12 protein-coding genes are annotated in these 13,748 nt (G+C 30.9%); 3 read left to right on the top strand and 9 right to left on the bottom strand.

Annotated features, from left to right (window positions below):
- Window positions 1–193 precede the first annotated feature (193 nt).
- The 4 genes from V6251_RS14450 to V6251_RS14465 are packed head-to-tail and all read right to left on the bottom strand — an operon-like array spanning window position 194 to window position 3,396.
- Window positions 194–1,978 carry a CHASE3 domain-containing protein gene (locus tag V6251_RS14450; RefSeq protein WP_341588883.1) on the bottom strand — a complete coding sequence of 595 codons (1,785 nt, stop codon included), beginning with the start codon at window positions 1,976–1,978 and terminating at the stop codon, window positions 194–196.
- Between the two features lie 3 nt (window positions 1,979–1,981).
- Window positions 1,982–2,428, bottom strand: a complete 447-nt coding sequence (locus V6251_RS14455; RefSeq protein ID WP_341588884.1) for a response regulator — start codon at window positions 2,426–2,428, stop codon at window positions 1,982–1,984.
- A 1-nt stretch (window position 2,429) separates the two neighbouring features.
- Entirely contained in the window at window positions 2,430–2,999 is a 570-nt protein-coding gene (locus tag V6251_RS14460) for a helix-turn-helix domain-containing protein (protein WP_341588885.1), read from the bottom strand.
- A gap of 58 nt (window positions 3,000–3,057) precedes the next feature.
- Window positions 3,058–3,396, bottom strand: a complete 339-nt coding sequence (locus tag V6251_RS14465) for a hypothetical protein (protein ID WP_341588886.1) — start codon at window positions 3,394–3,396, stop codon at window positions 3,058–3,060.
- A gap of 252 nt (window positions 3,397–3,648) precedes the next feature.
- Between V6251_RS14465 and V6251_RS14470 the strand changes: the two genes are divergently transcribed.
- Window positions 3,649–4,818, top strand: a complete 1,170-nt coding sequence (locus V6251_RS14470; RefSeq protein ID WP_341588887.1) for a DUF3095 domain-containing protein — start codon at window positions 3,649–3,651, stop codon at window positions 4,816–4,818.
- On the opposite strand, the gene V6251_RS14475 is transcribed toward V6251_RS14470, so the two are convergent.
- Together V6251_RS14475 and V6251_RS14480 are read right to left on the bottom strand one after the other, a co-directional pair.
- Window positions 4,811–5,269, bottom strand: coding sequence for a hypothetical protein (locus V6251_RS14475; RefSeq protein ID WP_341588888.1), 459 nt, complete (start codon window positions 5,267–5,269; stop codon window positions 4,811–4,813). The genes V6251_RS14470 and V6251_RS14475 overlap by 8 nt on opposite strands.
- Window positions 5,270–5,350: 81 nt before the next feature.
- Entirely contained in the window at window positions 5,351–6,316 is a 966-nt protein-coding gene (locus tag V6251_RS14480) for an endonuclease/exonuclease/phosphatase family protein (RefSeq protein ID WP_341588889.1), read from the bottom strand.
- Window positions 6,317–6,393: 77 nt separating this feature from the next.
- On the opposite strand from V6251_RS14480, the gene hflX reads away from it, so the two are divergent.
- Together hflX and V6251_RS14490 are read left to right on the top strand one after the other, a co-directional pair.
- Window positions 6,394–7,623, top strand: coding sequence for a GTPase HflX (gene hflX / locus V6251_RS14485; RefSeq protein WP_341588890.1), 1,230 nt, complete (start codon window positions 6,394–6,396; stop codon window positions 7,621–7,623).
- A gap of 326 nt (window positions 7,624–7,949) precedes the next feature.
- Window positions 7,950–10,211 (top strand): penicillin-binding protein 1A, encoded by a 2,262-nt coding sequence (locus V6251_RS14490; protein ID WP_341588891.1) that lies wholly within the window; start codon window positions 7,950–7,952, stop codon window positions 10,209–10,211.
- Between the two features lie 116 nt (window positions 10,212–10,327).
- Here V6251_RS14490 and V6251_RS14495 read toward each other — a convergent pair whose 3' ends face one another.
- The 3 genes from V6251_RS14495 to V6251_RS14505 form a co-directional block, all read right to left on the bottom strand.
- The gene (locus tag V6251_RS14495; protein WP_341588892.1) at window positions 10,328–11,272 is read right to left on the bottom strand and encodes a DUF3078 domain-containing protein; all 945 of its coding nucleotides are present in this window, start codon (window positions 11,270–11,272) and stop codon (window positions 10,328–10,330) included.
- Window positions 11,273–11,388: 116 nt separating this feature from the next.
- Window positions 11,389–11,892 (bottom strand): DUF2480 family protein, encoded by a 504-nt coding sequence (locus tag V6251_RS14500; protein ID WP_341588893.1) that lies wholly within the window; start codon window positions 11,890–11,892, stop codon window positions 11,389–11,391.
- An 18-nt stretch (window positions 11,893–11,910) separates the two neighbouring features.
- On the bottom strand, window positions 11,911–13,746 hold the full coding sequence (locus V6251_RS14505) for an ABC transporter ATP-binding protein (protein WP_341588894.1): 1,836 nt from the start codon (window positions 13,744–13,746) through the stop codon (window positions 11,911–11,913).
- Window positions 13,747–13,748: the final 2 nt, after the last annotated feature.

Genomic DNA, 13,748 nt, shown 5'->3' on the forward strand with positions numbered 1-13,748 from the left:
TTTATAGAATTATCATTTTAAATAAATTACTCTATAATTACATTGCAAAGATGAGATATAACAACACTTTTGCTGTTACATCATTTTAAGTGATGGTTATATGATTTCAACCTTTATTAAAATTTTAATTAAAATTGGGCACAAAAAAAACCTTACGTTGGTAAGGTTTTGTAACTAATATTACAGGAGTTTATTAGGCTATTGGTAAGTATACTGTAAATACAGCTCCTTTTTCTGGTTGACCACTAGCAGTAATGTACCCTTTGTGGTTTTCTACTATTTTTTTACAAATGGATAACCCTATTCCTGTACCAGAATATTGATCTTTATTGTGTAGTCTACTAAAAAGCACAAATATTTGGTCAGCATATTGATTGTCAAAACCAATACCGTTGTCTGTAAAAGTTATTTTATGGTAGTGAGAGTATTTAGGTTTTATGATATTATCCTCGTTTTCTGCTTCGACAATTTGATGTGTTATATTTATTTTAGGAATTTTCCCTTCCATTCTGTACTTGATAGCATTACCTATTAGGTTTACAAATAATTGCTGAATTTGAAAAGGTATAACGGTTATTGAAGGGAATGTGTCTGAGGTTATAACAGCATTTTCTGCCGAAATAACTTCTGCTAAATCCTGTTTTGCAGCTTCTAAAAGCAGGTTAATGTTAGACTCCTCAAAGACTTTGTCTGCTTTGTTGGATCTAGAAAATTGTAATAAATCGTCGATTAACAAACGCATTCTAGTAGCAGCGTTTTGTATACGATCAATATATTTGTTTCCTTTTTCAGAAAGCTTATCTCTTTCTTCGTCTTCTAATCTTGATAAAAACGTTTGTATTTTTCTAAGTGGTTCTTGTAAATCATGACTAGCTACATAGTTAAAAGACGATAATTCTTTGTTATTACGTTCTAGCTCTGCATTACGTTCTTCTAAAATTCTAAAGCTAATAATTTCATCGGTAATATCTGCAGTGGTCCCTAGTAATACGGTTTCGTCATCTTCATTTACAACAGATTTTCCGTAGGCTTTTAAATGTTTAATATTACCATTTTTATGTACAACACGGTAGTAAATGTAAGGTAACTCAACGTTTTCCTTCATCTGATCAACTTGCATGGTCAGTTTTTCTACATCATCTGGATGTACATAGGTTAAAAAGTTTTCAATGGTGGGTTTAAAAGATTGTGGTTGCTCGCCTAATAGTCTATATAAATTATCGGAATAAGTAAACTCGTCCTTTTTAATATTATAAGTCCAGCTTCCGTGTTTACTAACAATTTCTGATTGGTTTGTGGATTCTTTAAAAATCTCTAACTCCTCGTTAGTCGCTTTTAGACGTTTAATGTTTTTGTAAATACTATTGTAGGCAACATACATTAAGATTAAAGAGCAAAGTAATAATGAAAATAGTAATAATGGTGTTGCCATTAAGTCGCTTTCATATTCACTACGTCGTTGCTTCAATAAATTGTTTTGAAGTTTAATAATTCCTTTAATATTGTCTCTGATAGAGTCCATTAAGGCTCTACCATTTCTAAAATTTTCAATAAAATTTGGATCCTCAATATCACCTTTTGGTAAAGACCTGTATGAGGTTTGAAAAGCTAATAACCGTTTGTTAATAAGACTGTTTACCTTGATTAAGCTTTCTTTTAATATGGTATCATCTTTGGTTAATACTTTTAGCTCTGCAAAACTGTTATTTATTTTGCTTCGACCAGAAATGTAAGGTTCTAAAAAAACAGAGTCTTTGGTAATTATGTAACCTCGTTGACCAGTTTCTGCATCTTTAAGATTTGATAAAATCTGTTCTAGCTCGACATTTACTTTGTAAGTATGTGTAATTAACTCGGAAGATTTTGTTACTTCCGTAATACTTCTGTACGTTAAGGCTCCAACTACCAAAATTACTAATGCACTTATATATAAAGTGGTCCTTAAAAAAGAAATATTATTTGAAAGCGTCTTAATCATATTTTAAAAACGAAGTAAAAAGTTATCTTTATTCATGCTATTGGTATGATATTGCCAGTTAATGGTAACTACTTCCGAAAGAACTTTTTTTAAAGTTTTAAAATCACTTGGCTTTTTAATGTAAATATTAGCTCCTTGAACAAAAGTGTTTTCTATATCTTCTTCTGATGCTGAGGTAGAATAAATTGCAATTGCAATATCCTTAAATTTAGGATTCTGTTTAATTTCTTTTAAACATTCTAGTCCAGATTTTCTTGGCATGTTTAAATCTAAAAATAGGACATTAGGTAAAGTGGCATCATCGCTATTTAAGTAATCCATTAAATAGACACCATCATTAAATGTTTTAACTCTAGTTGTTATTTTAATTTCGTCAAAAGCATCTGTAAAAAACAATCTGTCATCTTCATCATCATCTGCTAATGTTATATTTATATAATCCTCTTGCATACTATTCTTGGTTGTTTTGTTGGTTAAATTCTCTTCTTTTAGCAATTATCCTTTGGAATGCAGAAGGTGTAATTCCTGTTGTATTTTTAAACTGAGTACTTAAATGTGCAACGCTAGAATAGTTTAACCTAAAAGCAATTTCGGTTAAACTTAAATCTTGTTTGATTACAAGTTGTTTGGCGTATTCTATTTTTTGAAGAATTATAAAGTTTTCAATAGATGTGTAAGTCACTTCCGAAAACAAGTTAGACAAATAGCCATAACTATGACCTAAAGTGTCTGCTAAATAAACTGAGCTTTTAACATTTACCACAGTGTCTTCATTAAAAACCATATCAATAATAGTATCCTTAATTTTTTGTACTAAGATGCTTTTTTGGTTTTCAACAATTTCTATCTGGTATTTATCTAAAGCAGCTTGTAATGTGGCTTGTTTGTCAGCGGTTAGTTTCTCTAACACTTCAATTTCTCCAAATCCAACAAGTTTATATTTAATGTCATTGTCCTTTAAGGTTTGTTCTAAAACAATTTGACAAATGGCATTAAAATCGAATTTAAAAAACAAGGTCATATTAAAAATTTAGTTGCAAAATAAAGATAATACTTATTAATAAACTAATCTATGCAATTTACTTTTTAATAATAATGTTGGTGATTTTAGCAATGTTTGACACGTTATATTTATTGGTGTTTTCAGTTGCTTTTTGATCCAAAATAAAGCTGTGTTTGGTAGTGTTAATAACTACATTTTGATTAGCGTTTGAAGCTACTTTAAAATGTGGTACTTTTATTTTTATGTCAAAATATTGGTCACCAACTTCTAAATCTAAAGTGTTGTTTTTAGTTGTTTTTGTATTTTTTACGGGTTCTAAATGACTCACAATTTCTACATCATTATTAGTAGACATTATTAATAATGGTGTAATACAAATTATTGTAACTATTAAAAGGAGTTTATTAGGTTTCATGTGTATTGGTTTAAAATAAATACTACTCTACTAACTATTTTTATAACCAACCAAGATCAGAATATGAAAATATTCTTAAAGAAGCTTTCAAGTAGTATTAATATTATAATACAAAGGTAAATTAGGACTCTAATTTAACTGTTACATAATTTTGCCAAGTTGTTATATGATTTCACAAAAGCATGAATTTTATATATAATTAAGGACTACCTTTGTCAGCTAAGTGTTATTTACAGAATACTTTACGCACATATGAAAGATGATATTAATTTTTATAAAAGTATTTTTAAAAACAAATTGCCTTTAACCGAGCTTTTAAAGGATGAAAGTTTGTTTTCCAGTGTGCCTAAAAATTGGACTATTGTAGTAACAGATATAAAAAACTCTACAGAGGCAGTTGCTAATGGTTTACATAATGATGTTAATTTATGTGCAACAGGAAGTATTATTACTGTTTTAAATACTATAAAAGGTATTGATAAAAAAATCCAAATTCCGTACTTTTTTGGAGGTGATGGTTCTACTTTTATTATTCCTGATGTTTTATTAACACCAGTTATGACTGCTTTAAATAATTATAGTCAGCATATAACTAATACCTTAAAATTAAATCTTAGAGTTGGTTACCTTCAGGTAGAAGAGGTATATAATAACAAGGTTACATTAAGGATTACTAAATTAAGACATAATAAGTACCTTACAACACCTGTAGTTTTAGGTAACGGAATGAAATTTGCTGAAAATTATATTAAGCAAAGTTTTGAAATAGCCGACACTATTAAAGATAAAAACATTGCGTTAAACCTAGAAGGTATGGAATGCAGATGGGACGAAATCTATCCAAATGAACCTCAAAAAAAAGTAATTTGCCTGCTTGTTAATTGCGAAGATGAAAAAAAGCAAGCTGAGATTTATGGCACAATAATGAATGAGATTAATTACATTTTTGGAGATTTAGATAATCGAAATCCAATTACTACTTTAAAATTAAAATTAAACACTTCGCTAGAAAAGATCCGTAAAGAGATGTATGTTAAAGTTGGTGAAAACCAATCAAAGTATTTAATTAATAATTGGTTAATTACAGTGTTTGGTAAATACTACTTTAAGTTTTTTAAAGCTGGAAAATTATACATTTATCGTGTCAGCCAATTATCAGATACTATTATGTTAGATGGTTCAATCAATACTGTAATTTCTGGTAATGAAAAGCAAATTAAGCGTTTGCAAATATTTTTAGATGATTTGGAGTCTAAGAAAAAAATCATTTACGGTTTACATACCACACATGCATCCATAATGTCTTGTTACATTGAAGATAGGGAAGAAAAGCACATCCATTTTGTAGATGGTACAGAAGGAGGATATACTAGTGCTGCCATTATGTTTAAAAACAAAGTAAACCAATTGGGTTTTAACTAAGTTTTAATTTAGAGATGTAAAACTCCTGTTTAGTTATTAAAAGTTCGTTTTTTAACGTATTTAATAAAGTGTATGCAGGTTTAGATAAAATACCAGATTTAATTTCTTTATTAACTTCATTTAAAAAATACGAGTTAAGTTTTAAACACTCATTAATAATAATCTGACTATCGCTTTTATAAAACTTACGTTTTATGTTAAACCATAACATGTTAAGCTTCATTAATACACTAGGCTTGCTTGGTTTTTGGACGGTAACTGTGTTTAATATGGATAATGACTGCTGTTTAAAAGCGTTTATAAAACTTAGTTTATTATCAATCCAAGATTTAACCATGTCGTTTTTGGTCTCAGATTTTAAATTTTGATAGGACAATTCTATCGTACTACTTACAGCAAGTAGATGCTGTATTGCATTGCTACCAACCTCATATCTAATTATATTATCCATCTTGTAACGTTTATTTTTCTCAAAGTTAAATACATAGTGTATTTTAAACCTTACAAGATTTTTGCCAAACGTTATATAATTTTATTTTTTATTTAAAATCATGTAAACCGGAAAATGATCGCTGTATCCACCTTTATAGCGTTTACCTACATAAGTTCTATAAGGTGTACCTTTATATTTGCCATCCATTTGTTTTAAAAAATCAGCATCATAAATATCTGCTTTTACAAATCTTAAGGTATTGGATTGACGTTCTAAAAAGTTATGTGTTAAAATAATTTGATCAAATAAATTCCATTCAAAGTTATGGCTTGTGGTACCTCTGTCAATAGATAGTAAGGTCTCCATTGGATTAAATAAACCTTGATTAGCTACTAATTGCTCAACACTATTACTTGCAGGATCATCGTTAAAATCTCCCATAATAATAATTTTGGCGTTAGTTATGTTTTCTTTTAAAGTGCCAACAATGGCTTGAAGATTGGAAGATGCTGTAATACGTTTGTATTCAGTTTCTATATCTCCTGTGCGTCTTGAAGGCCAATGGTTAACTAAAAAGTGTACAGGTTCATCCAAAAATAATCCAGATACTAATAAAATGTCTCTTGTGTAATCAGGCGACCCATCTGCTTCGGTAAAACTAAAGGTAAAGCTTTCAGAGTTTGTAACTTTAAATTTAGTCGTATCATAAATAAATGCAACATCAATACCTCGTTCATCTTTACTATCATAGTGTACAAATTGGTATGGATATTCCTTTAAATGTTTAGAGCTTATTAAATCTTTTAAAACAGCTTCATTTTCAATTTCGGCTAGACCAATAATTGCTGGATGCGAGTTGGTTTCTTTTCTTCCAATATTAGATATAGCATAACCAATTTTTCTTAATTTATTATTGTATCTTTTAATGGTCCAACGCTTTTCGGATGTTGGATTAAAATCAGTATCACGTGTTAAGTCATCTTTATAAATATCAAATAAATTTTCGATATTATAAAAAGCTATGGTCTGTATATTTGCTTTTGATTTAAAAAAATTAAAATTCAATGTTGTAAATTTAGAAGGCTAAAAATAGCGATTTTATTATGGATACAATTATGTAACTTTGTAGTATAAATTATTATATGTTAGAAAAAAAAGATATAGAGCTTGAAAAAGCAGTATTAATTGGTGTCGTTACTAAAGAGCAAAACGAAGAGAAATCGAAAGAGTATCTTGACGAGCTTGAATTTTTGACGTTCACTGCAGGTGGAGAAGTTAAAAAACGCTTCACCCAAAAAATGGAAATGCCTAATCCAAAAACATACATTGGAACAGGTAAAATGGAAGAGGTAAGGTTATATATAGAAGAAAATAATATAACCACAGCAATTTTTGATGACGAGTTATCCTCATCTCAAGAGCGTAATATAAGTAAGATTTTAAATGTAAAAGTATTAGATCGTACCAATTTAATATTAGACATTTTTGCACAACGTGCACAAACAAGTTATGCCAGAACGCAAGTCGAGTTGGCGCAATGTGAGTACCTGCTACCAAGACTTAGAGGTATGTGGACACACCTTGAGCGTCAAAAAGGAGGTATTGGTATGCGTGGACCTGGAGAAACCGAAATCGAAACAGATAGACGTATCGTACGTGACAGGATAGCCTTATTAAAAGACAAAATTAAAACTATAGATAAGCAAATGTCTGTCCAACGTGGTAATCGTGGACAAATGGTACGCGTTGCACTAGTTGGATACACCAACGTTGGTAAATCTACTTTAATGAATACCGTTAGTAAGTCAGAGGTCTTTGCCGAAAACAAACTTTTTGCAACCCTAGACACAACCGTTAGAAAAGTAGTCATCCAAAATCTACCCTTTTTATTAACAGATACCGTAGGATTTATACGCAAGTTACCAACGCAGTTAGTAGACAGTTTTAAAAGCACATTGGATGAGGTCAGAGAAGCAGATTTACTATTACACGTAGTTGATATTTCTCATCCAAATTTTGAAGATCACATTGAGTCTGTAAATAAAGTTTTAGGCGAAATTAAAAGTGCAGACAAACCAATAATCATGGTCTTTAATAAGATTGATGCTTATCAAGCAAAACCTTTTGACGAGACCGACTTAATTGCCCAACGTACAGAAGAGCATTATAGTCTTGCCGAGTGGAAAAAGACTTGGATGAATCGTGTAGGAGAGGACAACGCATTATTTATATCAGCATTAAACAAACGTAATCTAGAAGACTTTAAAAAGCGCGTTTATGATGAGGTTAGAGACATACACGTCACACGTTTTCCTTACAATCACTTCCTGTATCCAGATTATGATTACGATAATCTAGGCGAAGAAGAATAAAATAACACTAAAACCCAAACCACTAAGTTTGGGTTTTTTTATAAAAAAAAAAGAACTACTTAAATTTTGGGCAATTTGCTTTTGGCAAAAAAAGCCAAAAGCAACCAGGCTTTACACTAAATCTTTTTTTCGTGCCTCAAAAAAGGATACCGTTTCAATCCTTATCGCAATAATCCGCCAAGTTTAGTTTGCTTCCCAATGTAATTTAACGCTATTAGGTTAGCTAGTAAGTAAGTCTTGTAAATGCAATAAAGTACTTATAAAACAGAATTATTTAGATAATTTTGTAAACAAATAAAACTAATAATTTAGCGTTATAACAACACATGATACAACAAAAACTACACGTGTTATTTAAAAATAAATGGGTAAAAAGGGCTTCAATAGCCATAGTAGCAGCAGTCCTTTTAGCAGTTGTTTTTTACATCAGCATCTATTTTGGTGCATTTGGTAAACTACCAAACACGTCCCAATTAACAAATTTAAGACAAGCAGAAGCGACTCAAGTATTAGATAAAGACAATAAATTAATAGGTAAATATTATATCTACGATAGGCAACCTTTAACCTATAATCAGTTTCCTAAACACCTATTGGACGCACTAATAGCAACAGAAGATGTTAGATTTTATGAGCACAACGGAGTCGATAATATAAGTCTAATGCGTGTTTTTTTTAAAACCATTTTATTTCAGGACCAATCCTCAGGAGGTGGTAGTACCATAACCTTACAACTAGCAAAAAACTTATTTGGAAGAGATAAACATATTGCTTTTAGCACCATAATAAACAAAGTAAAAGAAGCAATAGTCGCAAAACGAATAGAAAAAATATACTCTAAACAAGAAATCCTTACACTATACCTAAATACAGTACCTTTTCCGGATAATACCTATGGTATAGAAAGTGCTGCACGTAAATTTTTTAATGTATCTGCAACAAACTTAACGTTACCACAAGCAGCAACTTTAGTTGGGACATTAAAAGCAAATAATTATTACAATCCAAGACGCAATTTACAAAGTAGTACAACAAGACGTAATGTAGTCCTAAAGCAAATGCTTAAGTATAATTACATAGATCAAAATCAATTTACACAAGCCAAACAAAAACCTATACTATTAGATTATCAATCCTTTAATCACGATTTAGGATTAGCACCTTATTTTAGGGCACAATTAAAAAAAGAATTAGCAACAACCTTACAAGCGTACAAAAAGCCAAATGGAGAGGCTTATGACTTGTATAAGGACGGTTTAATTGTGCATACAACGTTAGACTCTCAAATGCAAAAATATGCTGAACAAGCCATGCAATCACATTTATCAAAATTGCAGCAAGACTATGAAGCTTCTTATGGTGATAAAGCACCTTGGAAAACCAACAAGAAGTTAATCGACAAGGCTATTAAAACACTTCCAGAGTATAAACGATTTGAAGCTTCTGGTTTAGAGCATGAGCAAATTATAGATTCACTGTCTATAAAGCATGACGTCCAATTATTTGATTGGTCAGATACTAAAAAACATAATATCTCTACTATAGATAGTTTAAAACATCATTTAAAGTTTTTAAATACAGGTATGATCGCTTTAGATCCAAAGTCTGGAGCTATTAGGTCTTATATTGGAGGTATAGATTATCGCTTTTTTAAATATGATCATGTATCACAAAGTCAACGTCAAGTAGGATCTACATTTAAACCTTTTGTATATACAGCAGCAATAGATAATGGTATGGAGCCTTGTACCTATTTTTCTCCAGAAGTAGTAACTTACACGGATTATAAAAACTGGACACCTACCAATTCTGGTGTTTCAGACGTAGATCCACATATTAATTATAATCTAGAAAAAGCGTTAAGTCAATCGCTAAACACAATTGCTGTTAAGGTTTTAAATCAAGTTGGTATTGATAAGGTTTTAAAACAAGCAAAAAAATTAGGCATAACTAGTAAACTTCCAAACCAACCGTCTTTAGCCTTAGGTGTTGCTCAAATTAATATAAAAGAATTAGCAGGAGCATACGCTAGTTATGTTAACAATAGCCAATCTGTAAAACCATATTTTATTACTAAAATTGAAGATAAAAATGGTGTAGAAATTGTGTCGTTTAAACCAGAAGTAAATCCCGATAAAGCTTATAACGATTATACTAGACAGGTTATGTTACAAATAATGCAAGCCACAGTTAATTCTGGGACTGCAGCTAGATTACGATCTACTTATGGACTTAGTAATAGTATTGCAGGTAAAACAGGGACAACTCAGGATAATAAGGACGGATGGTTTGTTGGTATTACACCAAACTTGGTAACAATAAATTGGGTTGGTAATGATAATTATAATATAGGTTTTAAAACCACAGGAATGGGACAAGGTGCAAACTCGGCATTACCAATTTTTGCTAAGTTTTATCAAAAATTAAATGCAGATTCAAATTACAATACAATTACAAAAAGTCGTTTTGAATCACCTTCAAGTGAGGTTTTAGAGGCGTTGAATTGCGAAGAAGAAAAACGCGATGGGTTTTTTAAACGATTGTTTAGCAAAAAAGATAACGAGCGTCAATTTAACAAAGACAATTAGTGGTCAACGTAAATGGCTTGTTATGGTAACTTAAACATTTAGCGTTGTTTGATTTTAAGACACAAAAAAACGCGTTTCGATTAGAAACGCGTTTTTTATTTTATAGTGTTTATAGATTATAAGTTGTAGCTTAAACCTAATAACCAATAAGATTGTAATTTGTTATCAACGTTTCCAAAAGTTGGAACCGCTTGTAAAGGTAATGCTAAAGGATCATACTGGCCTAACTCATAGTTTAAAGCTTCTTGTTTGTTGCTTCTTAAACCAAAGTCAAAACCAACACCAATCATTTTCCATAACGTGTAGCTAAAAGAGTTTGTCCAAGTTACATTAGATAAATCTCCACTTTTGTAGCTTTGGAAAGTAGATAAGTTAGATTTAAAACTAACAGCACCAATTTGTCTTGTGTAATCTGCAACTATTTTTGCACCTAAAGAAGATTGAAAAACTGCATCATTTTCTGCAAATACGAAGTTGTAGTTTAAAGGGTGTACAACAACAATTAGATTTTCTAAAGGAGTCCAAGTTCCTCCAACTCCAACGTCTAAATATCCAGGATCGTTAAAGTTGTCTAATAACGTAGTTCTGTATTCTGCTAAACCAGAAACAGCAAAGTTTTTAGTTATGTTTCTTCCGTATAAAGAAGAGATGTTAAATACATCTGTCGTTGGGTTAAAACTGTCATCATCATTTGGATTGTCTTTATTATCTAATTTTACCCAGTTAAGGTTAGATGTTAAAGAGTTTCTCCAGAAAAATTTATCTTCAATTAAGTTAGCATATGCATTTAATGAGATTCCGATGTTTCCAGAAGAGTTGTTTGGTGTTCCTTGAGAATACCAATTGCTAAAGTTAGAAATACTTCCACCAATAGTACCAAAAAGACCTTTTCTCCAACCTGGAAGTGCGTCAATTTGTGCTTGTAATGCGTTAGCTTCGCTTTGTAAAGCATCTGCTGCTGCTTGTTTTTCTGCTTTTTGAGTTTGTAACTCTTCTTTTGTTTGGGCATTCATTGAAACCAATCCTAAAAAGAATGCTCCTACTACTAATAATTTTTTCATAAATCTTAAGTTTTAAATAAAACGGATGCAAATATACGCTTTAGTTATATTTTTTCTAAAATAGACAAATTATGTAATCGGTTAATTGTCAGTATTTTAAATAATAAACAGAGTTGTTAACGTTTGTACAAAGGGACAAAAGAACACGCCTCTCCATACATGATAGATTTAGCATATGGTTTAAGCTTGTTGGTTATCATAACATAAGCGTTTATAGGCACTGGCTTGTTACTACAACCTTTAATTATTACAGGTTTATCTTGGTATATTGTACCGTCAATAGCACTGATTAAGTCCTGGTAAATGGAAGTCTCTAAACCCTCTAGTGTTCCAATATGGCACTTTTCGACAAAAGGTTCTAAATTTACGACCAATAACATAAAAGCCCAATCCGGAATGATAGCATCTGCACTACAAGTGATAGCTACGTATTGATTTTGGTACTGACTCCAATCGTGATTTTTGATATATTCTCTAAAATCTTTTTCTTTTAAAACCAATTCTTGGAACAACCAATCTTTAATATCTAATAAAACACGTTGTCCTTGTGGATAGTAATCTTCAAGGTCTAATGTAATTAATTTACTATTTGCTACGCGATTAATAATTTCTTCAGCCATAATTTAAATATGTTATAATTATTGGTATCCTTCTGCTTGTAGTTTAAATAAGTCAGCATATAATGACTTGTTAGCCATTAGATCCTCATGTGTACCCATTTCTAGTACGCGACCTTCATCCAATACTAAAATTTTATTTGCTTGTCTTACTGTACTAAATCTGTGAGATATTATAATACTAGTTTTGTCTTCGGTTAAGCCTATAAAGCGTTCAAAAACATCGCTTTCGGCTTTAGCATCTAAAGCAGACGTTGGTTCGTCCAAAATCATCACTTTAGCATCTTTCATATAAGCTCTGGCTAATGCCACTTTTTGCCACTGTCCGCCAGACAATTCTTGTCCTTTTGCAAAACGTTTACCAAGTTGTTGGTCGTATCCTTTTTTAAGTTCTGACACCACTTGATTAGCTAAACTTAGTTCGGCTGCATTTTCAATTTTTTCTTGGTTATCAATCTGACTTATATCACCTATTGCAATATTTTCTCTAACTGTAAATTCGTATTTAAAAAAGTCTTGAAAAATAACACCAAAAAAAGCTTGGTATCGCGCTTTGTCAAAACGATTAATATTAATACCATCTAAAAGTATTTCGCCAGAAGTGGGTTCGTAAAAACGTAATAATAATTTGGTTAATGTGGTTTTTCCTGCTCCATTTTGTCCTACAAAAGCTAATTTTTCGCCTGCTTTAATTTTAAAACTGATACCTTTTAATATTTCGTTGTCAGATTCTGGGTAAGAAAATTTAACATTGATAAATTCAAATCCTTCTTTAATTTTTTCAGGAAGAGGTATATCTTCGTTATGTTTTGGTTGAATTGAAATATCTATAAATTCAAAATAATCTTTTAAGTATAAAGCGCTTTCTGAAATACGGGTAAATTTAGAAAAGAAGTCTTGTAAATTTCTAGTTAGTCTATTAAAAGCTCCTGACAAGAAGGTTAATTCTCCTAAAGTTATCACGCCAGATATTACACGATATATAATAAATAGGTAAGCGCCATAATAACTTAAAGTCCCCAAAACATTAAAAGCAAAACCTAAAGCAGATCGCTTTATAGCTAGTTTTTTATTGAGGTCGTAATACTCTTGAGATAGGTTTTTAAAACGATCTACAACAAAGTCAGTTAAACCAAATAGTTTAATTTCTTTGGCTGTTTTGTCATTGGCACCAATAAATCTTAAGTAGTCTAATTCTCGTCTTTCAGCAGTCCAACCTCGAGCTAGTGAGTATTGTTGTTGGCTAAACCAAATCTCGTTGATAAATGCAGGAATAATACTAAGCACTAAAAGTATAATTAAGTACGGTTCAAAATAGATTAAACCTGCGACCAAAGTTGCTATGGATATTAAGCTTTGTACTTCGCCTAATGCGTTAGACATTAATCCAACACGACTTGTAGTTTGTGTTCTTGCACGTTCTAGTTTATCATAAAACTCTGAGTCCTCTAATAAGCTAATATCAATTTGATTAGTCTTTTTAATAATCCTAACGGAAGTGTCAATAGAGTAGGCGTCGCCTAATAAACTATCTGTTAATTGTATGGCACGACTAACTAGATCTGACAGAACAATTAATCCAAACTCAATACCAACATAAGTCCAAAGTTGGGTTAAATCTGTAACTTCTAATTTAGTTTGAAGTATGATTTCATCAATAATTATTTTACCAATCCATAAAATAATTACTGGTAAAACTGCACCAATTAGCCTACAAAACGCTGAGCCTAAAAAAAGTTTTTTGTTGGTATTCCAGATTTCTTTGAAAAAACGAGGAATATAAATTAACGCACTAAACGATTTTTTTAAACTGGTTTTATTTTTTTCTTTTAACGATTTTGGTGCATGTCTAGCCATTT

The organism is Olleya sp. Ti.3.14, assembly GCF_038154885.1.
Lineage (GTDB): Bacteria > Bacteroidota > Bacteroidia > Flavobacteriales > Flavobacteriaceae > Olleya.